General features: G+C 65.2%; 18 protein-coding genes and 2 pseudogenes. 4 read left to right on the forward strand and 16 right to left on the reverse strand.

All coding sequences use genetic code 11. The features are described 5' to 3' along the window. Window positions 1-728 precede the first annotated feature (728 nt). On the reverse strand, window positions 729-923 hold the full coding sequence (locus ACWEV3_RS37225; RefSeq protein ID WP_452618417.1) for a transposase: 195 nt from the start codon (window positions 921-923) through the stop codon (window positions 729-731). A gap of 56 nt (window positions 924-979) precedes the next feature. On the opposite strand from ACWEV3_RS37225, the gene ACWEV3_RS37230 reads away from it, so the two are divergent. Beyond that, on the forward strand, window positions 980-1,153 hold the full coding sequence (locus ACWEV3_RS37230; RefSeq protein ID WP_452618394.1) for a hypothetical protein: 174 nt from the start codon (window positions 980-982) through the stop codon (window positions 1,151-1,153). A 163-nt stretch (window positions 1,154-1,316) separates the two neighbouring features. On the opposite strand, the gene ACWEV3_RS37235 is transcribed toward ACWEV3_RS37230, so the two are convergent. The 5 genes from ACWEV3_RS37235 to ACWEV3_RS37255 all read right to left on the reverse strand — a co-directional run bounded on the left by ACWEV3_RS37235 (window position 1,317) and on the right by ACWEV3_RS37255 (window position 3,791). Continuing rightward, window positions 1,317-1,586, reverse strand: coding sequence for an IS110 family transposase (locus ACWEV3_RS37235; protein WP_452618395.1), 270 nt, complete (start codon window positions 1,584-1,586; stop codon window positions 1,317-1,319). Window positions 1,587-1,594: 8 nt separating this feature from the next. Beyond that, a complete protein-coding gene (locus tag ACWEV3_RS37240) occupies window positions 1,595-1,783 on the reverse strand; it encodes an IS110 family transposase (protein WP_452618396.1) in 189 nt (62 codons plus the stop codon). A gap of 237 nt (window positions 1,784-2,020) precedes the next feature. Next, window positions 2,021-2,377, reverse strand: coding sequence for a transposase (locus tag ACWEV3_RS37245; protein WP_452618397.1), 357 nt, complete (start codon window positions 2,375-2,377; stop codon window positions 2,021-2,023). Further along, window positions 2,323-2,649, reverse strand: coding sequence for a hypothetical protein (locus ACWEV3_RS37250; RefSeq protein WP_452618398.1), 327 nt, complete (start codon window positions 2,647-2,649; stop codon window positions 2,323-2,325). The genes ACWEV3_RS37245 and ACWEV3_RS37250 overlap by 55 nt, the downstream gene beginning before the upstream one ends. A 65-nt stretch (window positions 2,650-2,714) precedes the next feature. After that, complete coding sequence (locus tag ACWEV3_RS37255) at window positions 2,715-3,791, reverse strand: transposase (protein ID WP_452618399.1); 1,077 nt, start codon at window positions 3,789-3,791, stop codon at window positions 2,715-2,717. Window positions 3,792-3,857: 66 nt separating this feature from the next. Between ACWEV3_RS37255 and ACWEV3_RS37260 the strand changes: the two are divergent. Continuing rightward, a pseudogene (locus ACWEV3_RS37260) lies at window positions 3,858-4,136 on the forward strand (1-deoxy-D-xylulose-5-phosphate synthase N-terminal domain-containing protein); the annotation flags it as partial. Window positions 4,137-4,285: 149 nt separating this feature from the next. Further along, window positions 4,286-4,693 (forward strand): hypothetical protein, encoded by a 408-nt coding sequence (locus tag ACWEV3_RS37265; protein WP_452618400.1) that lies wholly within the window; start codon window positions 4,286-4,288, stop codon window positions 4,691-4,693. A gap of 334 nt (window positions 4,694-5,027) precedes the next feature. On the opposite strand, the gene ACWEV3_RS37270 is transcribed toward ACWEV3_RS37265, so the two are convergent. From ACWEV3_RS37270 to ACWEV3_RS37305, 8 genes are all read right to left on the reverse strand, one after another. Continuing rightward, window positions 5,028-5,357, reverse strand: a complete 330-nt coding sequence (locus tag ACWEV3_RS37270) for an IS3 family transposase (RefSeq protein WP_452618401.1) — start codon at window positions 5,355-5,357, stop codon at window positions 5,028-5,030. 269 nt (window positions 5,358-5,626) lie between these two features. Then, window positions 5,627-6,850: an acyl-CoA dehydrogenase family protein gene (locus ACWEV3_RS37275; protein WP_452618402.1), complete on the reverse strand. Its 1,224-nt coding sequence runs from the start codon at window positions 6,848-6,850 to the stop codon at window positions 5,627-5,629. Window positions 6,851-6,989: 139 nt separating this feature from the next. Next, the gene (locus tag ACWEV3_RS37280) at window positions 6,990-7,952 is read right to left on the reverse strand and encodes an MbtH family NRPS accessory protein (protein ID WP_452618403.1); all 963 of its coding nucleotides are present in this window, start codon (window positions 7,950-7,952) and stop codon (window positions 6,990-6,992) included. A 9-nt stretch (window positions 7,953-7,961) separates the two neighbouring features. Then, on the reverse strand, window positions 7,962-14,273 hold the full coding sequence (locus ACWEV3_RS37285) for an amino acid adenylation domain-containing protein (RefSeq protein ID WP_452618404.1): 6,312 nt from the start codon (window positions 14,271-14,273) through the stop codon (window positions 7,962-7,964). A 3-nt stretch (window positions 14,274-14,276) separates the two neighbouring features. After that, window positions 14,277-14,951, reverse strand: coding sequence for a hypothetical protein (locus ACWEV3_RS37290; protein WP_452618405.1), 675 nt, complete (start codon window positions 14,949-14,951; stop codon window positions 14,277-14,279). Between the two features lie 24 nt (window positions 14,952-14,975). Then, window positions 14,976-16,013: an alpha/beta hydrolase-fold protein gene (locus tag ACWEV3_RS37295; RefSeq protein WP_452618406.1), complete on the reverse strand. Its 1,038-nt coding sequence runs from the start codon at window positions 16,011-16,013 to the stop codon at window positions 14,976-14,978. Further along, entirely contained in the window at window positions 16,010-19,795 is a 3,786-nt protein-coding gene (locus ACWEV3_RS37300; protein WP_452618407.1) for a type I polyketide synthase, read from the reverse strand. The genes ACWEV3_RS37295 and ACWEV3_RS37300 overlap by 4 nt, the downstream gene beginning before the upstream one ends. A 9-nt stretch (window positions 19,796-19,804) precedes the next feature. Continuing rightward, window positions 19,805-21,655: a non-ribosomal peptide synthetase gene (locus tag ACWEV3_RS37305; protein WP_452618408.1), complete on the reverse strand. Its 1,851-nt coding sequence runs from the start codon at window positions 21,653-21,655 to the stop codon at window positions 19,805-19,807. A 1,318-nt stretch (window positions 21,656-22,973) separates the two neighbouring features. On the opposite strand from ACWEV3_RS37305, the pseudogene ACWEV3_RS37310 reads away from it, so the two are divergent. Next, a pseudogene (locus ACWEV3_RS37310) lies at window positions 22,974-23,159 on the forward strand (IS701 family transposase); the annotation flags it as partial. 208 nt (window positions 23,160-23,367) lie between these two features. Here the strand turns inward: ACWEV3_RS37310 and ACWEV3_RS37315 are convergent. Together ACWEV3_RS37315 and ACWEV3_RS37320 are read right to left on the reverse strand one after the other, a co-directional pair. Next, window positions 23,368-24,603, reverse strand: coding sequence for an IS701 family transposase (locus tag ACWEV3_RS37315; RefSeq protein WP_452618418.1), 1,236 nt, complete (start codon window positions 24,601-24,603; stop codon window positions 23,368-23,370). A 53-nt stretch (window positions 24,604-24,656) separates the two neighbouring features. Beyond that, a complete protein-coding gene (locus tag ACWEV3_RS37320; RefSeq protein ID WP_452618409.1) occupies window positions 24,657-25,496 on the reverse strand; it encodes an arylamine N-acetyltransferase family protein in 840 nt (279 codons plus the stop codon). Between the last annotated feature and the right edge of the window lie 40 nt (window positions 25,497-25,536).

A 25,536-nucleotide genomic window follows, 5' to 3' on the forward strand; every position in this document is an offset into this window, starting at 1 on the left:
ACTGCCCCGCCACCCCCCCCCCCGCATATAGCCCGCGCCGTTAGTTGTGTGGGCGCCGCCCCCCCCCCCCCCCACAACTCATTCGGCCCATAGAGCAAGCTGGTCCGCCAGGCCAAATCACACACGCCTGGGCAGTCAATCCGATGCCTGGCAAACCGATAATGAAAGCCATGCCTCGTTCGGCGCATATGGCCGACTGTCGTCCCTGGCCGTACTTCCCGCTCGATCAGACGGCGAGCCACGCAGTCGCCGGCGGCCTCGAGATCCCGGTACGTGATCTTATGATCGTTTTGCATAAACGCGATTTGTCGGGATATTTGGCTGCAGCGTGCTCGAACCGAGGTAGATGCACGCCTCTGTCTGCGGGAGGGAGTTCGGCCACGTCGTGACGAGAGCCGAGGGCGCGGTGTCCGGATCGGCAGTGCCTGAGGCCAGGATCCGCATGTAGCTGTTGAGCAGTTGCTGGGTGGCAGGTTCAGTGCACTGGTCCGAGCTTGCGAGTTCACCATTCAACACCTCGCCATGCGGGCATGCGGTCGCCGAGCGAGTCGAGGAGGCTGCCTAATGTTTTTGTCAAGCAGCGGTAGCCGTGTCGGGGGCCTGTAGTCGGCTTGGTAGGGCTGGCGGGTGCGCAGCAGCGCGAACAGGACGTTGATGCGGCGTCGGGCGGGCGCGATGAGGGCTTGGTGGTGTCGTTTGCCCTCGGTGCGTTTGCGCCGGTAGAAGGCTTAGCTGGCGGGGTCGGCGCGGATGTCGCAGAACGCGGACTGGTAGAAGACGAACTTCAGGGCCTTGCTGCCAGCGGTGGCCCGGCGCAGGTAGTGCATCTTGCCGGACTGCTGCAGCACCGGAGCCAGGCCGGCGGCCGAGGCGAGTTGGTCGGCGGTGCGAATCGGGTGAGATTTCCTGCCTCCGCGAGGAATTCCGCGGTCAGGGTGGCCCCCGTCCCCGGCAGGCTGCGGATGAGGGCCGCGTCAGGGTGGCGGTCGAGGTCCTCGGCGATCTGGGCGTCCAGCTCCCCGATACGGCGCCGGACCGCGATGACCTCGGTGGCGAACTCGCGGGCGAACTCGGCCATCCGGGCCTCGCCGGGCACGACGGTTCGCTGAGCCTCGGCGGCGGTGACCGCTTTCCGACCAGCGCTTCGGCGTAGGGACCGCAAGCACCGGCCCGCAGCAGGTACTCGGTGAGGCGGCGTCGGCCGGCCCGGCGGATCTCAGCCGGGGTGACATGCCGGGCCAGCAACTGGAGATCACCGAGGTTGGTGACGTCCACGGCGCGTTCCAGGCCGGGGAAGAAGCTGGCCAAGGTCTCCCTCAACCGGGCCAGGCGGCGGGTTTGGTCCACCACGAGTTCCCTCCGGCGGACACCAGCATGTGCAGGTCCAGCGTGGTCTCGTCGCTGGTGGTGACCTCGCGCCAGTCGTCGTGCAGTCGCAGCTGGTCGGCGATGGTCTTGGCGTCGCGGGGGTCGGACTTGGCCTCGCCGCCCTTGGTGGCGCGGCGGGCGCGGTTGACGACCAGGCCCGGCACGTGCACCAGGCGGATCTCGGCCTCAATGAGCATCGCGGTCAGGAGGCTGGCCACACCGCCCATCAAATCGATCGCGACAGTGAGCTCGCCGTGGTCGGGGCCTCGGCATGCCGCAGCTGGCCGATCAGCGCGTCGATACTGTCGGGATCGTTATCGATACGTTGGGAGGCAAAGACTTTCCCGGATTCGGCCACCACGATCGCGACCCAGTGGAACTCCTTGGCGACATCGATTCCCACCTTTACTGCCATCGATCCTCCGATCAGTCAGACGGTGCGATGCATCCCCGTCCTGCCGTCAACGCCCTACATAGCGATCGTTCGCAGTGCCTAATCAGCGGTCAAAACAAGGGTGCGGGGTAGGGGCGGCCGAGCCTCCTGAGCCATCAAGGGCAGCCTGCATGAAAGCCATCCCTGCCCCGCCTGCACGCCCCGATCTTTCCGGACGACCGGAGGCACACCAGAAAGACATCTCACGGTGGTTAGAAGTCAGGCCGCAGCGACGAGAGGGGGTGGAAACGCGCGATGTTCGTCGAAGAGCTGACCGGTGTGCAGGCAGTGGTGGAGCTGGCCGAGGAACTTGTTGAACAGATGTCGCTGGGCTTGGTGGTTCCAGTCGCCGGTGGCGCGGCGGGCGTCGAAGTGGCGGCGTGCTCTGGGGCTGGCTTTGGGCGAGGCCAGTGCCCAGATGCTGCCGACGGCGGCCAGGCGCCGGTTTTTGACGGGCCGGTGCATGACCACCGTTTTTCGGCCGCTGGCGCGGGTGATGGGTGCCGATCCGGCGTAGGCCTTCAAACCCCGTGGGTCGGGGAATCGGGAGCGGTCGTCTCCGATCTCGGCGAGCACCCGGGCGCCGGCCAGCAGCCCCAGGCCGGGAAACTGGTGATGATCGTGGCGTCCGGGTGCTGTTCAAAATGTGCTCGTGCGGCCTCCGCGAGCTGCTCAGCGGCAGTGCGGGCGGCGGTGAACTGGGCCAGCAGGGCGGCGAGTTGGAGGCCCATCGCGTCCTCGACCACGCCTGGCTGACGCAAATACTCGGCGCGGAAGATCGTGCGCAGTCGCTGGACATCGGACTCGATGTTGCGGCGGCGACCGGCCTTGGTCAGCAGGCTGCGCAACTGCGTTAAGGCTTTGCTTCATGCAAGACGGTCATCAACCACGCCGCACACCCAACTCCAGAGTGTCATACCGAGGTCAGGGTGATCGTCATGGTGGCAAAGGCACGAACGTGACCCGCCTGTGCGGCCAGTTGTGGGCTGGCAGCCAGAATGGTGTGGAGCCGGCGTTGGTCTTCTTCGTCCATGTTGGACGGGTTGCTCGTGATCCAACCCACGACTCGCCGAACCGAGGGCGGCTTACGAAGCGGCTCGGGGACACGGTCGGCGGTGCGGAACGGACGCAGGTACTCGCGCACGATCTTCTGGCCACTGCGGTAGCCGCGTGCCTTGATCTCGGCGAACAAGGCGACGGCATTGGTGCACCCGTCGTTGACGCGTTGGTGTAGGTAGGGCTTGAACTCCTCTAACAGACTCGGTCGTCGACCAGTGTCGTTGCGAGTCAACAACTCCTCCACGGCATCGGCGCGGGCGAAACGGCGTACGGTCCCACGCGCGAGCCCGAGCCGGGCGGAAGTGGCCCTGATGCCCACGCCTTCGGCCAGCAGGGCATGGATTGCGGTGCAGCGCTCCCGCGTTCGGGTCGCGATCCGATCCGTTCTGTCTTGCGGCTGGACAGCCGCCACCGGCGCCGCGACGTCCTCGTCTTGGTCGTGCTGGTGATCGGCATCAGTACCGGGGTCGGAGTCGGCGCAGGTTTCGACTGCTGCATTCAGGCGTTTCTGGTGTCGGGCGACGGTGCGCTCCACCGCGTCGGCAAGGTTGTTCCACACGTGCCACCTGTCGGCCACTTGCAGCGCGTCCGGTGCGCCTTGGCGGGCGTCCTCGGCGTAGGCGCCGGCCCGGTCCCGGCAGACGATCTCCACGCCAGGATGGGCTTGTAACCACGCGGTCAGCGTCTCGGCGGTGCGGTCGGTCAGCACGTCGACTGGGCGGCAGGATTCGACGTCGATCAGGAGCGTGCCGTAGTGGTGCCCACGACGCAGGGCGAAGTCGTCCACACCCAGCACCCGAGGAGTCGCGTATTCGGGGTCGGGCAGGGCACGAACCAGGTGCAGCAACGTCATCCGGCTGACCGCAGCGGCCAGGCGCTGGGTCAACCGGGCCCCGGCGCGACCACCCAGCGCCAGCGTGACCGCGCACAAGACCCGCTCCAGTACTGTGGTGCGTCGGCCATAGCGAGCGCTAACACCGTGACCATCGTCAGCGACTTCGACATCGGGCCTCAAGCCTGCGTACACAAGCTCGTCACCGGCCGCGCCGCCGGGTTCGACTCGCTGCGGCAGTACGGCGGTCTGTCAGGCTACCCCTCGCGGGCCGAGAGCGAGCACGAGGTGATCGAGAACTCGCACGCGTCGACCGCGCCGGCCTACGCCGACGGCGATACGGCCCTTGTTCTGCGGCCCCTCTTGCTTGCTGCCGCACTTACTCTGCTATCAGGAACTCGCCAAATGGTGCACGCTCTAAATACGGGTTCGATGTCGTGCGGAAATGGTGGGTCGAAGTAGATTTTCGGGCATTGCCCGATACCCGTTCGTCCTGGCCTGGGGTTTTTCGGTTGAGTATGCCCGAGGCGGCTGGTTGACTACTGAGCAACGCGCTCGAACAGGGCGTCCCATATTTCTTGAAAGGAATCTCCATGGGTGTGAAGAATGCAGTGAAGCGGGTCGTAGTGGGGCTCGGCGCGACCGGTCTACTCAGCGGTGCGCTGCTGACCGGCACGGTGGCGACCGCCTCGGCCTCGACCATTCCGGACGGGTATATCCAGATCTGTGCCCAGGGTAACTACTCCGCCTTCGTGGACATTCACCCGGCCGAACTCGGCGGCGGCGGGACCACGGTCGGCGTGATCAGTCCCGTTCAGCGGCCGGGTAGCTGCTGGCTACGGAAGTTCAGCACCCATGGCGTGGACGCCCCGGTCGACGTGTGGGGCATTCGCCCCGACGGGTCGCAGTTCCACGTCGGTGCCGCGTCGTACAACAGTAAGGACGGTCTGGGCCTCGGTGCGCAAGGCACCGTTGGCGCGCCCACGATGGCGAAGTGGTGATCCGGCGGTAGTGCACGGCCGCGGGCGCGACATCGGTTGCGCCTGCGGCCGTTTGTGTACCTTCGGGTTCGACGAGAATCTCGCGCCTGTCGGACCGAGATAGTGGTTTCGGGGTTGGCGGTTCGCACGAGTCACGCTCAGGATCGGCTTGGTTCCGAGTGAACTCCGAGAAAATCGATGCCGCGACTGAAAGGATATGTCGGAGCGAGCGCCAATGGCGATCGAAGCGGGCGAGGTGCGTCTCTGGTGGAGTTTCTGACCAGGAAACCCGCACGCCGCTGTTGACGTGGCCATCGGTCCCGATCACGTGCCCGGGCCGGCCAAAGGCAATCGACTACCCGATGTGCCTGCGCGAGCAGATATCGATCATCGTTGGCAGATACAGGTACTCGCCGCCTGCGATGGGCAGGTAGGTGATGATGTCACCGAACCATCGTTGATTCAGCTCGCTGGCGGTGAAGCCCCGGCCGACCAAGTCCGGTGCCGGCGGCACGGTCGCATCCAGGATGGTGGTGCGCTTGCGTCTGTGCTGGTGGCGTCCCACGATCTCCTGCTGGCACATCAGCCGTTCAACGCGTTTTTGGTTCACCTGTCGACCAGTCGAGCGGAGCTCGGTCACTCGAGGCGCCCCATAGGTGCCCTGGGGATAGCCGTGGACCTCCACGGATGTACTCCACCCGCTCGGCCTCCTCTGCGGTACTTGCCTGGTAGGGCAGGCCTACGCGCAAGCAGGCATAGAAACCCGTGTGGGTCGCATCGAGCATGCGACATAACCACTGGACGCCATAGACGGCACGGTGGGGCGAAGATATCGAAAACGACATGCTTGCACCCATCGAGTACAAACGACTCCACCCGAGACCCCTGACAGTAGCCAAGAATCCAGTACCCCCACACATCTCAGGGCAAATCACACTACTCGCCGCAATTGGCTCAGATATAGGGGGTGATGTTGGGCTCCACGTTGCAATACGCACGGCCGTAGGCTTCGTAGAGCGGTCGGGTGCTCAGGAAGGCGTGCCGCGAACCCACCATGAGGTCACGCCAGTACTGCTGCAGTACATTGGATTCGGCGAAGGAGGAAGCACCCGCGATCGACATCAACGAGTCCACCGCGATGCGCAGCTCGTCGACCGCATGTCCGGCCGCTGCCCGGCACCACGCTCGACGCTCATACCCGAGTGGCCCCAGGCGAGTGCGCTCCTCCAACTCGTAAGCGGCGCGCTCCAGCAACAGCCACGCCGAGTCGATTCGGACAGCGGCCTCGCCGATTCGCTCCAGTACAACGGCGGAGTCGACCTGCTTGCCGAAGTCGAAGAAGGTGATCCCGCGCTCGTGCGCGCTCACGCTGACCTTTTCCAGGATCGCTTCTGCCGCACCAAGCAGCGGACCGCCGAGGCCTACGCTGAACAGGGGCCCAATGGGGGCTCGGTCGACCAAGTCCCTGTCCTCTTCCGGCAGGGCCGCGGCGAGGGCTGGTAGCTCGGCGATCATGCGCACCAGGTCGTCGGGAACGAACACGTCGTCCACGACGAAGGTGTGGCTACCGGTACCGCGCATGCCGACGACCTTCCAGGTGTCCTTGATAGCGCCGTCCGACATCGGCACGAACGCTGCCCCTTGGTCGACCACCGCGCCGGTGTCGTCGACAATGGCGATCCCACCCATGAGCCAGTTCGCGTGCAGGCAACCGCTGGCGAATCCCCATGATCCGGTCACCCGGTAGCCGCCCTCGACCTTGCGCGCCGTGGCGCTGGGCATGAGAACTGCCGCGACCGCCGGACGGTCCGACGACCCGTAGACGGCTCTGGTGCCTTCAGGCGTGAGGAACGTGCCGGTCAAACCGGTCATTTCACCGACGAGCGTCCACACCCAGGCTGTCGACGGGCAGCCCTTCGCCAGCTCCGCCGCGATTCGTATCTGTCCGATCAGCGAACCACCCGCGCCGCCCCATCGGCGAGGAACCCAGTACTGGAAGAATCCGGCCTGGTGCAGGTCTTCTATGGACTCCTGCGGGATCTGCCTGTGTTCTTCGGCCCATGCTGATCGCTCCAGCAGTCGCGGGCGCATGTCACGGGCGACTTGCAGCAGTTTCTCGGTCGTGGCGTCGGCAGCACCCTGTGCTCGCGCACCCACCCGTGCGGCGATGGTCATCATCTTTCCCTTTCCGCGCACACTGTCGGCGGCCTTACCTCAACAACAGGTGCGGCCGTATGCGTGTCATTGCGTGTATGTGGTGACCGGAGACCCCGTCCGCATTGCCCGATCAAGGGTGCCCGTCATACCGCGTTGAGGCCTAAGATCTTGGGCTTACTGTTGGGAGGTGACATTGGACGGTTAGTGCGTGTGGGCAGTCCAGGTACGGCTGCCAGAACGCCTGTCCCATGGCCTGCCGGCCGCTGTCCTCCACAATGGGGCCTGACCATGTGATGTCGGTGAATCCTGCCTCGGACAGAGCGGACTCGATCGCCTGAGCCGACCACACCCAGGCAGATATCGTCTCGTCGATCTCCTCGTAGCAGAGGTCGAGAGTGATGGGGTCGGGATCGGCTCCGGTAGCGGATCCATACATCCTGAACCCGTACGGCTCGTAGTACTTTCTGTCTCGCCGCACTTCAGGATTGACGGGCAACGTCACCAGGCGTCCGCCGGGACGGAGAGCCCGTGCGGCCGTCCGGCAGAGATCGGCTAGTTGTGCGGAGTCTGTCGCGTAGGGCAAGACATACACGGCGAGGACAACATCGAAGGTTCCGTTCAGTTTGGACGGTAACCCGCCGGCGAGGTATTCAGCTCCGACCGGTGCGGCCTCCTCTATTTCCCGGGCGTGCTCAACCATCCCGGGCATGAGGTCAAGGCCAACCGCGCGCCGGGCTCCGCGACGTTTCAGCAGCCGGGTGTACACGCCACTACCGCAGCCGATGTCGAGCACGTCCAGGCCCGCGATGTCGCCAAGGAAGCTGAACACCGTCGGGAGTTCGAGGTAACGCCGGAACGGTGAGTCCGAGAACGTGTCGTACACCGTGCCCAGTTGGTCGAATTGCGAGGCTGCACTGGCGGCTTGTGCCATGTGTTCTCGCAGGCTGCGCGGCCGGATGTCGGTCCACACCGTATCGATGTGTGTGAGGCATTCCTCCTTCGTTCCGGCCACCCCGGTTGGGTGCCAGCCACGCGGCAGGTCGCGGTCGGCGGGCCAGATCGAGTATTGCTCCTCGTCGTTGATCACAACCTGCATGCGTTGGGAGTCGGGCTCGTCCGTCATGATCTCACCTCATTCACTGAGACGGTGGTCAGGAAGCGGTGCTAAGGGGTCTTCGGCGATTGCCTCGACGGCTCGCAACGCCAGGGCCGCGTACCGCCTCGCCGCGGTGGAGGCGCCGAGGTGATGGGCTCGGACTGTGAGTTCGACCTGGCTTGAGCCGATAAGGCGGTTGGATTCGGCGAACAGCGGGAAGGACGTCCGATCGTTGGAATACCAGCCGCAGACCTGGAGTTCACCGTGCGACGGCACGTTGTCCAGGAGATGGAAATCGGTGTAGTTGAACAGCGCGTGAAAGACGGGGCCGCGGTTGATCGCGACGAGGTCAGCCAGCGGCGTCCACCGATGTGGCATGAGCTCGCGTTCCCGCACGGCGGCACACCGGATCAATTGTGCCCAGTTCTGCATGCTGGCCAGATTCGCCCGGAACGGCAACGAGTTGAGGAACATCCCTACCTCACGATCGCCGTTGCCCTCCTCGGGCCGGGTATGGCAGACAACACCCAAACTCACGTCGGACTGGCCAGCCAACTCTCCCACCGCCCACAGATGTGCCGCTACGTGCACGCTCTTCAGCGACACGGACAGATCGCGGGCTACCTGGCGTAATGCCGGGGTGAGCGTTGTCGGCAACAGGATGCGGGCATCCGGTTGAATCCGGGCCGTGGCCTCCGGTGACCGCACTACCCCGCCGCCAGGGCACGGCCCTGGGTCGATACCGTCGAGATAGCGCCGCCAGAATTCCTGCTCGGCCTCATCTTCCCGGGCCGCACGTTCACGCACAACGCAGCTGCGCTGACCGGCGGTCGGCAGGGACCTCGTGTTCGGCGCCTCGCCGGAGAGCTGCCTGCGGTAGCAGTGGAGTAGGTCCGCCGCAACGGTCGCCAAACTCCACCCGTCGAGCAGTACGTGATGCGTGGTGAGGCACAAGTCGTAGGCGGTTGCCGAATGCGGCAAGATGTGGCATCTGATCAGCGGGGCGCTAGCGAGATCGAACGCGTTGTGTCGCTGTCTCAGCCACCACCGTTCGACTCTCCGCGCGGGTTCCACGACTGCGGACGGTGGCTCGACCATGAGCGGGATGCGTAAGTCATCGTGCACACGCTGAATGGGGCCACCGGGCGCATCGAGGTGGAAGGAGGTGCGGAGCGCTTCGTGAGCCTGGCTGATCTGCTGGAGTGCGTCGCGCAACCCCTCCGTATCGAGCCGTCCTCGCAGGTGCACCGCCAACAGATCGTGGTAGAGGGTCGGGTCGCGCTCCACCTCGCATTCATAAGCGATCCCGAGTTGCTGGGCTGTCATCGGGTAACAACGCTCGTTCCACCCCGGCGCCCCGTGGGCTGTCGGTAGCCGTTGGACGGGCTCGCCCCGGGTGGGGAGCGCCGCCAGGTCCCGGATGGTTGGTCTCGCGAACACGGTCGCGACGTCCATGGCGAGGCCGGCGGTCCTGGCCATCGCGATGAGCCGGATGGCAAGGATCGAGTCGCCACCCAACGCGAAGAAATCATCGTCGATGCCGATTCCGGTCTCGCCGAGCACTGCCTCCCAGATCGCCTTCAAGGTTCGTTCCCGCTCGTGCGCGGTGGAGACGGTGGCCGGTTCGGCGATCCTCCCCACGAGCGGCCATACCGGATCGGGCAGGGCGGTGCGGTCAAGTTTGCCTTGCTGTGTCATGGGCAGGCTATCGATCAGGATCACGGTGGAAGGAACCATATGTGAAGGGAGCACGTGGCTCAGGCGCTCGCGCAGCTGGCGAGGGACGAGAGCCACGCCGGGGCGTGGGACCACGTAGCCCACGAGTCGCGGTTCGCCCTGTGGATCGTCACGCAGGACGACGACCGCATGCTCGATGCGGCCGTCGCTGAGGAGCGCGGCCTCGACCTCGCCCGGCTCAATGCGGTGTCCGCGCAGTTGCACCTGATCGTCGACCCGACCACGGAAGCACAACTCGCCGTCGGTGTCGTATTCGGCGAGATCCCCCGTCCGGTACAGGCGGCTCCCGGGCGGCCCGAAGGGGTCGGGCAGGAAGCGCTGTGCGGTCATCCCAGCCATCTGCAGATAGCCCGCGGCAACGCCGGACCCGCCGACGAACACCTCACCGATGGTGCCCTGCGCAACAGGTCTGAGGTCGTCGTCGAGTAGGTGGACAGCGGCGCCGGGCAGCGGTCTGCCGATCGGGCTGCGGGCGCCGACCACGTCAGCCCGCTCAAGAGGACGCAGCGTCACGTGGACGGTGGTTTCCGTGATCCCATACATGTTGACCAGCTGGGGGCGGGTGTCGCCATATCGATCGAACCACGGTTGCAGCATCGCCGGGGAGAGCTCCTCACCTCCGAACACCACCAACCGCAGCGCCGTGTCCGGGAAGCCGGCTCGCTGGGCGGCGGGCAGGAGTTGCCGGAAGGCGGACGGCGTTTGGCTCAGGACCGTGACGTGATGGCGGATGAGCAGGCTCCAGAATGCCTCCGGGTCGCGGCTGATCGCGTGGTCCACCACGATGAGGCTTCCGCCATGTAGCAACGCACCCCATATTTCCCAGACCGAGAAGTCGAAAGCGAAGGAATGAAACCCAGTCCAGACATCGCGCTGGCCGAACCTGAACTGCCGCTGTGCGGCGTCGAACAGTTGGGTCACGCTGCGGTGGGAGACGGGCACTCCCTTGGGGCGTCCTGTCGTACCTGAGGAGTGGATGACGTAAGCGGGGTACTCCGGGGTCACCGTCACCGTGGCAGGTGGGCTGTGTTGGTGCCGGTGGTCATCGGCACATTCCTCATCGATGAGGAGGAACTGGCCGGTGTGTTTGCCCAAGGCAGCGAGTTGCGCGGTTGTTCCGATGATCACCGGACAGTCGGTGTCTTGCAGTACGAGACGGTTGCGGGCCTTGGGATATCTCGGGTCGAGAGGGGCGTAGGCTGCCCCGGCCTTGAGCACGCCGAGTAGGCCGATGATGAAGGCCAGGCCTCGTTCGGCGCATATGCCGACCGTCATCCCTGGCCGTACTCCCCGCTCGATGAGACGGTGAGCCACGCAGTTGCCGGCCGCGTCGAGATCCCGATATGTGATCTTATGATCGTTGTGAATAACCGCGATATTGCCGGGGTATTTGGCGGCGGCGCGCTCGAACCGATGGTGGATGCACTCCGCTGTCTGCGGGAGGGCTTTCGGCCGCGTCGTGACGAGAGCCGCGGGCGCGGTGTCAGGATCGGCAGTGGCTGCGGCTAGGATCCGCACGTAGCTGTCGAGCAGTTGTTGGGCAGCAGGTTCAGTGAACTGGTCGGTACGTGTTTCCAGGATCACGTGCGTACGCCCTCGGTGCTCCTCCACGAGCAGGGTGACCGGGAATTTGGCGGATCCGTTGTCGATTGCTACCGCCGTACAGCCCAGTCCAGGAAACGCAGCCCTGGTACGAACCTCTCCCTGGGAGACAAGGACTGCGCGGATGTGTGGGTGTTTGCCGCCGCCCGTGTCGATCTGGGCCAGTGGTGCTTGCTGCCGGTCCGTGGCTGTGGCCGTGACATCCCTGGCGTGACCTACCAAAGAACGGAACGTGGCCGAACCCGCAGTGGACAGCCGCAGTGGCACGGTGTTCGCGAAGTAGCCGACGGTGTGCTCCACGGCGCTGGCCAGCCGACCCGCCATGACGGTACCGAGGAGCAGATCACCGTCGCTGTATGCGTCAAGGGCCAAGACGAACGCTGCCAGGTGCACCGCAAAAGGTGTCGCTGACTCCTCGGCAGCCAACCTGCGCAGGTGGTGATCGGTGCCCTGCGGGACAACGATGGTGTGCCGACGGCCCCGAAACTCCTGTGACCTCGGTTCGGGGAGATCCCCAAACCGGCGAAGCGGTGTGCCAATGCCTACCAGCGCCTCGTTGGCGGCGCGAACCTGCCGTTCGATGACTCCGGCTGATTCGCATCGCTGCAACCATTGGGCGTAGTCGTGGAACTCGGAACGAGCGACGTGGGGCCCGGAAACTCCAGCACCCGTGGCCGCGTGTCCGGTCAGGCGCCCATAATGGACGGAGAGCTCGTGATCAAGTATGTCCTGTGACCAGCCGTCGAACACCAGGTGGTCGACCACGACCAGCAGAAGGTGCTCAGTGGGCCGAAGCCGCCATAGAGTGGCGCGCAGCAATGGCGCGGCTTCCGCCGCGAAAGGACGGCCCGCATCCCACGAGGCGCGGCGCTCGGCCTCGACGTAGGCGTCTTCGCCGAACGAGGTGAGGTCGTGCACCGGCAAGGCGATAGCGCACCGTGGGTCATCCGGGCGCAGCACATAGGCCACCAAACCCGTTTCGTCGGTGCGGAAGCCAGTACGAAACGCCGCGTGTTCCCGGATGACCTCATGCAGGCTGCCCTGCAGGGCGTCCACGTCGAGCAAGCCGGTGATCCGCAGCGCGCTCGGCACGGTATAGGCCGACGCAGCGGCCGGATTGACGCTGCGTAGTGCCCATAGTGCGTGCTGGGCACTGGTCGGGGTGTAGGTCTCCGGCTGCGAAGTGCCGGTGAGCCCCGTGAGTGCAGGCATCGCCTGCCGCGCCGAGGCCGTCGTCAGGAGCGAGGCGAGGCTGCTGACCGTCGGGGTGGCGGTGAACTCACGCATTGTGATGCGTACCCGGAAGCGCTCTTGTACCCGGGTGATGACCTTGGCGGCCAACAAGGATGTTCCGCCCAGGTGGAAGAACGAGTCGTCCCGCCCCACCGATTGGACACCCAGTACCTGGCTCCACAGAGCCGCCAGCCATTCTTCCTGTTCACCAACCGGGGGCTGGAGTCCTGTGTCGGACGGCTGGTCCGCGTCAATTCGTCGGCGCAGTGCTTCACGGTCGGTCTTTCCGTGTCGCCCGACCGGCAATGCGGTGAGCCGGATGACGCGGCTGGGCACCATGTGCGCTGGCAGATGGTCGGCCAGGTCGCCGATCATCTCTCGCTCCGAGGCGATGCCACCGGTGACGTAGCCGATCAGCCGGGCATCTGCCCCGTTGCCGACGGCCACGACCGCGCATTGCCGCACGCCTGGCAGCCGCAGCAGATGGTGCTCGATCTCGGCGGGCTCGACCCGAAATCCCCGCACCTTGACCTGATCGTCGAGCCGGCCGAGGTAGACAACTGGCCCTCCGGGCAGGCGCACCACCCGATCACCGGTTCGATATAGGCGTTGTCCGTCCTCGCCGGGAACGAATGCAGCTGCGGTCAGCGCCGCCTGCCCCACATAGCCACGAGCCAGTCCATGGCCACCGAGCAGCAGCTCACCTGGTTCGCCGTCGGCAACCGGCCGCAGATCCGCGTCGACAATGCTGAGGGCGGTGTTGGTGATCGGGTACCCAATGGGAATCTGTGCCTTGCGCTCACCCGGAAGGCAGGTCCAGGCGGTGACATCGATGCTCGCCTCGGTCGGGCCGTAGAGGTTGTGCAGCATCGCGCCGTTGCGCCCAGGGCCGAGGTAGAAGCGGTCCCGCAGGTCAGCGGTGAGCTCCTGTCCGCTGCAGATCACGTCCCGGAGCGAGACGCACGCCGCGGCGTCCGGGGCCGCCAAGAAGGCGTCGAGCATGGGCGGGACGAAATGCACCACGGTGATTCCGTGTCGTTGGATGATTTCGGTGAGCTGGATCGGGTCGCGCTGGGCTCCGGGCGTGGCCAGTACCAGGGCGGCACCCGTGATCAGCGGCCACAGCAGCTCCCACGCGGACACGTCGAAGGTGAACGGTGTCTTCTGCAGAACCCGGTCCCCAGGGCCGATCGCAAACCGCTCCTGCATCCACAAGAGCCGGTTGACCACGCCGCGATGTGGGGTTGCGACTCCCTTGGGTACGCCCGTCGAGCCAGAGGTGTGCAGAACGTAGGCGAGTTGGTCGGGGTGGAACCGAGTAGTGACCGGCCGGCACCGCGGAGGCTGCCCGATCGGCTGCGGTATCTGGACCACCTGGACCCCATCGGCGCGTAGCGAGCCCGCAGGCGCCCCGGACATGGCCACGGTGATGGGAAGCCGGCAGCTCGTCGCAAGAAACCGTAGTCTCTTCTCCGGGTATTCGGGATCGAGTGGGACGTAGGCCGAGCCTGCGGTAAGGATGCCGAGCAGCCCGATGACGAGCTCTGGCGATCGCCACGCCATCAGACCGACGGGGATGTCTTGTCCGCCTCCGGCAGCCTGGACGTGGGTAGCCATGAGGTCGACCCAGGCGGACAGCTGCCCGTAGCTCAGTGTCCCCTCTTCCCAGATCAGTGCGGGAGCGTCTGGAGTCGCCGCCATCTGCCGGGCGATGAGGGCGTGGATGCCAACGGCCGGGCTGGGTAGATCATCTTGTGGGGTGACGTGCGGGTCCATCTGTCACTCCTCGGTCCCTGCCGCTGATACGTCCCAGAACTCCTTCAGGTAGTGAGGAGCGAGCAGTGCCGCCTCCCGTGCGCTGTTCGGGTCATCACCCCGGAGCAGACCGTCATCAGCTGCCATCAACGCACCGTCCAGCAGTTCGCGGTTCGGGGTGGAGAAGCGGCGGAAGACGCTGACCGCCGGCGCCGGTGGGGGCGGATCGGCCCTTTCCATGTAGGGGATCAACTGCCCCCAGATCGCGTACCACTCGGCCAGATCGGTGTACACGGCCATACCGGCCTCGGCTTGGGTGGCGTGGACACCGAGCCAGGCGAACATGCCCAGCAGCCCTTGGCAAGGCACCGGCAGCAACCGCGCAGCCAGCGCATCTGGAGGTGTTCCCAGTTGCTCGGCGGCTTCGCGAAGCGGGACACGCAACGAGATGGGCAGGCCGGCTAATCGGACGAAGAAGTCGGCAGCCGGGTGGTGCGGAAACCGGGTGACCAGGCTGGCATGCGCGACGACCTGCGCGTCGAGGGCGACATACGTGTAGCGCACAAGCCGTTCCCAGTGATGCACCGTCAGCTGGTTGTTCCTGGCCAGCCGCAGGAACTCGTTGTCCAGTCCATCAGGTGGGAAGTCGAGGGAGTTGACGATGTCGCGGGCGTTCGTGCCTGGTTGGAAGCGAGACATGGCAGCCTCTCTGGTTCGGTCAGGTCAATGGGTTGCCATCTGCTGCGAGAGCCAGGCGATCGCCGCGGGGTAGCGGTGCTCGATGCCGAAGTGGCGGCCTCTGAATATCTCGAAGCGGATGCGGTCATCAGGAACGCCGTGTGCACGCAGCGCTCGGTCGAATGCAGTGGCGCCCAGGTCGAGGAAGTACTCATCGGCATCGCCGGCATCGATCCAAGCAGCCCTGATACCACGCGCGGCTTGGGAATGGCGTGCCACCAGTCGCACCGGATCCCAGGCGAGCCACTTGTCCCACTTCTCGGGTGCCAGCTGGCCCGTGATGGTGTCGAAGGGAAGACACGGCGTACCGTCAGCTGCAGGTGAGAACGCCGCAGCTGCACCCTGCAGCACCAACAAACAGAGGTCTTCGGGGCCCGACGGGGTCTGTCCGCGTTGCTGGAACTCCTGCCACCATCGATCGAGTTTTCCCCCGTAGGGGCGGAGGTAGCGCGTCGCCTTAGCGAAATCCGGCAGGTACAGCGCTTCGTAGAGCGCGTCTCCGGCGTGGCTCGCCAATCCGCCGAACAGCTCCGGTCGCAGGAGGGCGCACAGCATCGCACCGAGCCCACCACTGGACTTTCCACTGATCGCCCGGTGTGCGGGGCTTGGCAGCGTTCGATAGTGGCTGTCCACGAAGGACACGACGTCCTCGCACAAGTAGGACATGTAATTGCCGGTTCCCGGTGAGTCGATGAACTGGCTGCCGCCATAGGAGGTCCACGCGTCGACGTAGACGACGATCGCACCCGGCAAGCCGTGGTGAGCGTAGAGCGCATCCACCGCCTCCGGGAGCGTGGGACGGAACGCTACTCGGTTATGCCACATGTCCAGGTGGCAGGTGAACCCTTGCAGAACATAGATCGACGGGTACCGGCGCAGGGGGGCCGCGCCGTAGTCAGGCGGCGTGTACACCCACAGAGGTCGGCGCGCGGGGTCACCGAGCGGATTGTTCTTCAAGCATCGGCTGTCGAGCTGATGCTCGACGAGGCGGCCGGCGAGCGCGCTAGGCCATGGCGAGTTCAACCGTCGGCTCCCTTCATGGCCCCCCAGTCCTGATGGGTTGGCACGGCTCTCCGCAGATCGACGGCCAAGCCGGACACATGCGGAGGGTGCAGCATCGACTCGTGCCCCCCAGAAGCAGCCAGCACGCGCAGCCTCGGCAGTGCGTGCGCCCATCGATCGGCAGACGTCTCTCCCAAGTGGACGGATCCAGCCGCCTGGAAGTAGACCACCTCGCCGCTGTATCCCTGCGGACGATACGACCGCAGCGACTCTGCGCGCCCTGCCAGCCGGTCGAGATACTGCGCGAACTCACGAACTGTGACATGGGCTGGCACGGCCCGCGCCTGCTGCGCCAACTGCAACCGTCGCTGCCGTCGGCGCTCACCTCGAAGTCCTCGTAGCTTGGCCCGGACAACGGGCAGGCTCACTCCGGTGAGGCGGGCGAGTTGGGCGTCGGATGTGGCGTGTGCGAGTGGGATATCGGCAGGCCACGGACTGTCCAGCAGAACAGTCACGAGAGGCGGGTTGCCATAAGAATGCATCAGGCGGGCCATCTCCACAGCAACCACGCCGCCGAAAGAGGAGCCACCCAACACGTATCCGGTAGCTGACTGGGCGGACCTCAGTTCCTGGGCGTAACGCTCGGCTATGGCCTCCAGCGTCCAACGCTGGTCAGCATTGTCCGCCTGGTCATTGGCAGCGAAGCCGAAGATCGGCGCCGACCAGTCGAGGGCCGCCGCGAGATCCGCATAGGCGATCACTTCGCCACCGATAGGGTGCACGAGATAGAGCGGCACCGACTCCTCGGGGGCTTGGGCTGCGGCCCGGATGAGTGTGAGGTGGCCCGGTTCAGCCCGGTGGCCGGAGAAGACGCCAAGCTGTTCGCGGAGCGTGGAAGCGTTGAGCAGCCCACTCGGATGTATGACCGTGGACGTCAACTTGGACAGCCTGGCCGCCAGCTCGACAGCCAACAGCGAGTCGCCACCTAGCGCGAAGAAGTCATCGTCGAGTCCAATTTGGTCAATGCCAAGGGTCTCGCGCCACTGCTGCCGGAACGCGGCCGCCATCGGGGATGGTTCCTCCTCCGTCTGCGCCCTTGGCGAGACGGCAGGGCGCGGCGTGGTGTTGGCAGGCATGGACCGAACCCGCCTCGTGACGCTGTGGCGTTGGCGCTCGAATGGATGTCCTGGCAATGAGACGCGGCGCCGGTGGCGACCTTGAAAGTACTCTTGCCAGTCGATGGAGACCCCGCGTTGCCACAGTCGGCCAACGGTCTCCTGAAGCTGTTCCAGTGCGTCGTGGTTAGCGACATCGCCGAGCGTGGGAAGTGCGGTAGCCTGCCCACGCAGAGCCTGGTGCTGCTGGGCCCATGTGCTCATGGTGTATCCCGGCCCCAACTCGACAAATAGATTGTGCCCAGTCCTTGCTAAGAGGGCGAATCCATCACTGAGTTGCACCGTGCTCCTCATCTGCGTCGCCCAGTAGGCCGCGTCTGTCGCTTGCTTCGCAGTGACCCAGGTCCCGGTCACATTGGAGATGTACGGCTTTCGGGGCTCCTGCAAGGACACGGAGGACATGAACTCACCAAACTCGTCGGCGGCGTTCCCGATCGCCGGCGAGTGCAGGGCTGCCCGGACCGGAACCAGTCGGCATCGCATCCCTTGGTTTGCCAGTGTCTCCATGAGTTGGCTGATTTGTGCGGTCGGCCCCGAAGCCACGCACCGCTCCGGCCCGGCGATGGTCGCGACTGCGGTCCCCGGTGGGAGCAGTGGAATCAGGGATTGCTCGGACAGCGGCACCACTACCATCGCTCCCGGTGCCCGTTCGAACAGGTGCCCACGCAGCACCGCGAGCCGTAGCCCGTCGCGTAAGGACATCACGCCGGCAAGACAGGCGGCTACACATTCACCGAGGCTGTGGCCGAGCAGCGCTGCTGGTTGAACACCCCACGATTCCAAGAGCGTCCCCAGTGCGTATTGGACCGAAAAGAGCGCCGCAGTACCTTGGTCCAGCCGGTCAAGGCTGCTCGATGCGTCGCCCGCCGGGTACAACGCTGCCAACAGGTCCATGCCGGCATCAGCCGCGAGCAGCCGCGCACACTGGTCCATCCGCGCGCGGAAACGCGGCTCGGCGGCATACAGTTGTTGCGCCATACCCTTCCGCTGGGCACCGATCCCTGGCAGCAGAAAAGCGAGGCGGGGCTCCTCCCGCGCCGGCCCGGACATACCCACAGCGGCCGCAGCAGCGCTCGCCGCCGACGAAGTGTCTCGGCAGACTGCCGACCACCGGTACGGCATCTGCCGCCGGCCGTTCGCCAGTGTGAACGACACGTCGTCCAAGCACAGGTCAGGCCTAGCTGTGAGCGCGCCGCTGAGCGCGCGAAGACTCGTCCCCAGCATGTCCTGGGTGCGTGCCGAGACGATGAGCAACTCCGATGTCCGTGCGGTGCGCTCGTCGGCCCCGGCGACGGCCGGTGCCTCTTCAAGGACCACGTGCGCGTTGGTGCCCCCGAGGCCGAACGAGCTCACCGCAGCGCGTCTTGGTCGTCCCGAACGGGGCCAGTCGACAGGCTCGCTCGGCAGCCGGAATGGGCTGGATTCCAGATGGAGGCCGGAATGTGGCTGATCGACGTGGCGGGCGGGCGGGATCACGCCGCGGTGCAGCGCTTGCGATGCGACGGTCAGGCCGGTGATGCCGGATGCTGCGTCCAGGTGCCCGACCACGCTCTTGACCGCGCCCAGCCAACAGAAACCGGTACGTCGGGTACCAGAGCGGAATGCCCTGGCCAGGGCGTCGAACTCCATCTGGTCGCCGAGCGCAGTCCCAGTGCCGTGGGTCTCGACGTACTCGATGGAGTCTGGACCGACGCGCGCGGCCGCTTGGGCCGCGAGAATCACCGCTTCCTGGCCGGACACGCTGGGCGCCGTGAACGACAACTTCTGCGATCCATCATTGTTGATCGCGGAACCGAGCACCACCGCGTAGATGTGATCGCCGTCGTCCACGGCGTCCTGCAGACGGCGTAGCACGACGGCGCCGGCCCCGCTGCCGATCACGGTTCCGTTGGCGGCGGCGGCAAAGGGACGGCACCGGCCGTCAGGCGAGAGGATCCCGCCTGGCTGCACCAGATACCCCGCACGGTGCGGCAGCCGGATCGAAGCTCCCCCCGCGAGCGCGAGGTCGCAGTCTCCGGCGAGGAGGCCCTGCACCGCCAAGTGCACCGCCACCAGCGAGGTCGAGCAGGCCGTTTGCACGGTGAGCGCCGGGCCTGTGAGATCCATCCGGTAGGCGATCCGTGTGGCAGCGAAGTCAGCGTCGTTACCAATTGACAGCTGGTAGTCGCGGGCCGATCCCAGGCCGTCTTCTGGGTGTGAGGGCAGCATCTGGCGGTAAGTCGAGGAGCCCACACCCGCGTACACCCCCATCAGCCCGGGTAGTCGGTGAGTGTCGTACCCGGCGTCTTCTAGTGCTTCCCAGGCACACTCCAACAAAAGCCGCTGCTGCGGGTCGGTCTGCTCAGCTTCTCGCGGTGACATACCGAAGAACTCGGCGTCGAACATCTCGACATCGTCGAGGACCGCGCCATACGGCGCGTAGTCCGCGCGTTCCGTTAATAAGTCCGCGTTCAGCCCTTCAGCCGCGGCATCGTTGCTGTTGAATCGCGATACCGCGGGGCACCCCGCCAGCACCCTCTCCCACAGGTGCGCTGGCGATGGCGCGCCGGGAAACCGGCCCGCCATTCCGATGATGGCGATCTCGAGGCCGTTCCGCTCCCGCGCCGGACTGCCAGTGAGCTCAGACACCGATACTCCCTAATATCTGGCCCGGCGCTGGTGCAGCAGGTTGACACGCTGCCCAGGACCGGTGATCGCCGATGCGGAGTCAGTAACGTCACCGCGCAGCCACTCAGCGAGACTGGCGATGGTGGGTAGCCGGAGCAGGTCGGCGAGTTCGACCCGCAGGCCCGCGGCACGCAGTCGGGCAAGGACGTCCAACAATAACAACGAGTTGCCGCCTTCATCGAAGAATGAGGTGTGGCGTCCCGCAGGGGCGTGGCCAAGCACGCGGCCCCACACCTGGCTCACGATCTGCTCCAGCCCACAGGCAGAGGTACTCATCTCCGCTGCCACGTCAACACGTGACGCGAATGGATCGGGTAGCGCGGAGCGGTCCAGCTTTCCATTTGCGAGCAAGGGGAACTGCTCGAGCACCACTACGACGTCCGGGATCATCGAGGATGGCACCTTCACGCGCAACGCATCCCGCAGTTGGCCGCCGGAAACCAACCCCGTTCGTTGAGCGACCGCCCAGGCGACCAGCCTGTCCTGGCCGGACCGGTCCGGGCGCAACGCCGCCTCGGCCTCTCGGACGCCGGGCAGCGCGGAGAGTGCGGCTTCGATGTCCCCTAGCTCCACCCGCTGGCCGCGCACTTTGACCTGCCGGTCGTTTCGACCGAGAAACTCCACTGCTCCTCCGGGCCCCAGTCGGGCCAGATCTCCGGTGCGGTACAACCGTGAGCAGCCGGGCAACCCAGCATCCGCGAACGGGTTGGGAACGAACCGATCGGCAGTCATTCCGGGATGTAGTGGGTACCCGCGAGCCACCTGAGGGCCCGTGATGCACAGTTCACCCGGCACGCCGGCAGGCACCTCGCAGAGATTGGCATCGACGATATGCAGCCGTGAGCGGCCCTGCGCTGTTCCGATGGGCACAGCGGTGGCCATCGACTCCGCCACTGTGCTCAACCAAGCCGTGACCGCGACCGCTGCCTCAGTGGGCCCATAGGTGTTGTGCAGTTCCACGCGCCCGAGCACTTGGCGGAACAGGGCAGCCGTCCGGCTCGGCAGCGCCTCACCAATCGAGAACACGCGGCGCAACGAGACGCAATCTCGGGCGCCGGTATCCGCGAGAAACGCACTGAGTTGCAAAGGAACGAGGATGATGTCGGTAACGCGACACCGCTGGATAAAGCTTGTCAAATAAGATGGTTCAAGGTGATTCTCCGGACGAGGAACAACAAGGCGGGCGCCGCATATCAAGGGCCAGCAAATTTCCCACATTGAGACGTCGAACCCGATCTGGGTTTTCATCAGAACCGAACGACTCGCGTCCAACGGGAAAGCTTCCCTCATCCAAAGCAGAAAATCAATAAACCCCTCATGCGTGTTTACCACTGCTTTTGGACGCCCGGTGGAGCCGGACGTAAACATGGCGTACAGCGCGTTCGCGGGGACTGGCACAGCATTTGCGCGTCGCCTTCCCTGGTCGTCAGCGATTTGACGTCCCGCGCTCGTCTTCGACGCCGAGACTGCGAGAACTGGCACCTCGTCGTGCCGCGCAGCATCGGCCAGTTTCGACCCAGGGCCAGCAATGAAGGCCGCCGGGGCAGCGTCCTCGATCATCGCAGCCAGCCGTCGCTGCGGGTACATCGGATCGAGAGGCACGTAAACCCCGCCGGCCATCGACACCGCCAGCAGTGCGATCACCAACTCATATCCTCGGCACATATCGACGCACACCGCACGTTCAGGATTCACGCCGGCTCGGACCAACATTTCTGCTAGTTCCCTAGACCGGTGAATCAACTCGGCATATGTGACGAGCGTCGAGCCCACCTCAATGGCGATGGCACCGGGTGTGCACTTGGCCTGGCCTTCGATCAACTCATGCAACAACTGCGGCCCGCCAAGAGGGGACCGACCCGACTCCTTTCGTGGAATGCCGGACCGAGTCTGCGCAGGAAGCGGTAGATTAGGCACTGCCATCAGCCCTCCAAGCACGACATGACTGTGCCGATCCCCGACCTCACCAAGAGCTACGATATTGTGATCAGATGCGGGGCCGCCCAGAAGTCTAGGCTTGTTCTTTGAACTGAAACTAGTCCAATCGGGTGGCGAATTTGCCCTCCCAATAGTGAGAGCTTCTAACCCGAGTGGCGCGGTGAAATTTCTAATCGCGGCGGCCATCTCTGACTGGTCGCTGAGGACCTAGGCCCATTAACGACCAGGAGACCAACGACCTCGTGCATGCACGGCGGGGCACTGGGCGCGGGGCCGGTACAAGCCGGTGTGCTGGCGGCGTGGTTCGTAATGGGCCGTTCGACGATCAGTGGCTATCAGCGATCCGGCCATTGTAGATCGGTCGCGGTAGCCGCGTGGAGCACGGGATTGGGCAGCGCACGGTCGCCGATGTCGTCTTCTATCTCGACAGCGTGGGACAGACCGCACTGATGCCACCATCGAGTCCCGGCGGTGCCGACCACCGTCAAGCCGGTGGGCCAGCACCAGTTGCCGCATCGGTCAGCGTGCGCGGACGGATGAGGTGTTACCTGGGGGCCACCCAGAGCTCAGTCGCTCCGCCTGGACCAATCAGTGTGTAAGCACAATCCGACCAGCGGCCCTGTTCAAGCCCAACGGCACAGGCTTTATGAGCTTCCTCGTTGCTGGGGTAGACGCCAGCGTAGACGAGGGTAGCACCCGACGCCGTGGGCACGACGAGCGACAACGCGGCAAATGCCAACGCCGCAGTGGCAGCGATCTTCCTGAGCATGCCGCTCCTTCCTGAACTGATTGCTCAAAAAATAGGGAGTTGACGCCAGTTCAAGGAAGACGAACGTGGGGGGCGAGCCCGCAGGGCGGGCAGCAAGCCAACAATCGCCTCGTGTCCGGAAGTGGTGTCGAAGCCAGGCTGTCTTCGCGTCACGGACGCGTCAACGGTAATGTCCCATCATGCACAGATGACTTCCTGATCGCACACTACATCCGGTGCTTGTGAGGTCGCGCTTGTACGTTGAGGCGTGCGCTAACGTCGGCGCCCTGGTTCGGCGAATGTCCACAAAGGTCACTGGTTCGCGCCGTCCAGCATCGGCGTCCGCTCTGCGAGATTGATCAGCAACTGGCGGGCCACCGACGCTAACTGCTGGGTGTGGACGTGGGTGAAGGCCCGCAGAAACGCCCCACCGTCGACGGCGCGTACACCCGCGGTTGGACGCTGGCCGAGCACGCCGGCGAGATATCCCCGGACAGGATGGCAGCGACTGCTGCGCTGGGCCGACTGGATATCGATGGTGTCCGCGACGATGTGCGTGATTACGTCATCGAGCATCTCGGCGAGCCCGATGGCGCAATGAGCGTCGACGACACCGGATGCCTGAAAAAGGGCACTCGCCTGGTCTCGCTTCCACCGCCGACGACAACATCAAACACGCCTCAGCCACTACAAACGCCACGGCTACCCACTCAGCTATCTGCCGTTGCAGTACTAGTAGTACTTCGTTAAGTTTGTCTTCGTTTGGGGAGTTTTCTTTGGCATGTGGGGCAAACGCCGGTCCAGCACAGTAAGACGCTTTGGAGCAGTGTCAGGGTCTGGTAGAAGGTCAGGCCGGCGTGGGGGCTTTTGGGTTCAGCCGCCGGAGGGTGAGGAAGGCGTGGGCAGCGGTGACGAGGGTGACGTGGTGGTGCCAGCCGCGCCAGGTACGGCCTTCGAAGTGGTCGAGTCCGAGGCCGTGTTTGAGTTCGCGGTAGTCGTGTTCGATCCGCCAGCGGATCTTGGCCAGTCGCACCAGTTTTCGGATGGGTGTGGTGGTGGGCAGGTTGGTGATCCAGTAATCGGTGGGTGCTTCGGCGCCGGGTGGCCATTCGACCAGCAGGGTCGCCGTAGGCAGCACACCATCCCAGTCGCGTCCTCCGTTCTCCCTGCGGACGAGATCGGTCATGGCCCGGCCGGCGGGGCGGATCGTGATCACCCGGAACTTCGAGTGCATCGGTCCTTGGCTGCCGTGGCGCCAGGTGACCTGACGGAACGCGCCGCGTCCCTCGGCGGTGGCGATCTCGGCCAGCGGGGCCGCCGGTTCGCGGTAGCGAGGCGCCGGGCGTCGACCGCGTCCCGGGTAGGCAGCCGTGGCAGGTATAGCGTCGGCGAGGTGAGCGTTCTCGTTGCCCCGGACGGCCACGACGTAGTCCATGCCTCGTGCGGCCAAGCCGTGCCGGAACGCAGCGGCCTGGCCATAACCGGCATCGCCGACCACCACTGGCGGCGTGAGTTCCTGTGCGATCAGTTCATCGAGAATCTCCAAAGCCAGCCGCCATTTTTCGGTATGACCAACCTCGGCGGGCATTCCGGTGCGAGCCCGGCGTGGATCGTCCCGGTCGTCCCACCCCTTGGGGACGAACAGCCGCCACGACAACGGGCACGATGCCGCATCGGTGACTCCGTGCACACTGACCCCGACCTGGCAGTTGGCCTGCTTGCCCAGCGCGCCGCAGTACTGGCGCGCCACCGCCACCGACTGATCACCAGATTTGGGAAACGACACATCATCGACCACCCACGCCTGCGGGCCGATCACCTCGGTCATCTTGCCCGCGATCGTGCGCAACACCGGTTCGTGGTCCCACGGAGACTGATTCACAAACTGCTGAAGGGCCTGCATATTCCCGTCCGGCAACCGCTCGGCCATCGGCTGAATCGACTTCCGGGCGCCATCCAGCATCAACCCCCGCAGATAGCAGTCCCCCTGCCGTCGCTGGTCCTTCCGTGACACCGAAGCGAACACCTCGCCCACGAACTCGCTCAACTCGCCCCGAAGACGTTCCACCGCACCAAGATCCACACCAAGATCATGAAGCATGCCCACCAACAAGATCAAGACTTAACGAAGCACTACTAGGCGTTGATCACTTCGTCGCCCACGTGGCCCTCGTGCTGCTCGAGGAGCCGCTGCCACAGTCGATCGCGCTCATCGTTGGTGAACAGGGTCCTCTGGATCCCGAACACGTCACCTGCCGCCGTCCACCATGCTTCGGGGGATTCGAGTACTTCTTCGGCACCGTGGCGGTTCAAGGACAAAGCTTTGAGAGTGTCGACGCCTGTCGCGTCGCGGCGCATCAGCATGCAGAGACGGACGAATCCCGACTCCGGCGCTGTCGACAACCACACCCACTTTTCCGCGAAGTCGGTCATCTTCGCGACGCCGGGCGCAACGTCGAAACCGACAAAGGCACCCGTCGGGTCGTGGTCGAAACGCCAGCCGCCCGGTGCCACCTCGGACGGCCGGATCCGGTAGGTGTAAGGACCCTGGTCGTACGAGCCTTCTCGCAGAGGTAGCGGCAAATGGAAGCCGTCTCCCAACCCGGCGTCCACCAGCCACGCTGCCTCGGGGTCTTCCGGCAGGCCGGTGATGGTCAGCGCCAGGTGATTCCGGCTGATTTCAGGCGGATCCTCCGTGCTGTGCTGCACTCCGCCAAGATGGCGGGTGACCTGGTAACCGAGCTCGCGCAGCAGCGCGGAGAAAGCGCCATTGAGGTGGTAGCAGCCACCACCGCGGCCCTGCAGTATTCGCGCTGCCGAGGCCGACGGATCCAGCGAGGGCGGCTGCCCGAACTGGAGGTCCAGCATCTCATAAGGCACCCGTTCGACGTGCGCCGCCTGCAACCTCTGCAACGCCGCCAGACTCGGCGGTTCATGTTCGAGACCGAGCCGTGCCAAGTAGCCGGGTACGTCCACGGCGGGAGTATAAGAGTCTCCGGGTACGAACGGGAATCCT

It is taken from the genome of Saccharopolyspora sp. NPDC003752, assembly GCF_053605825.1.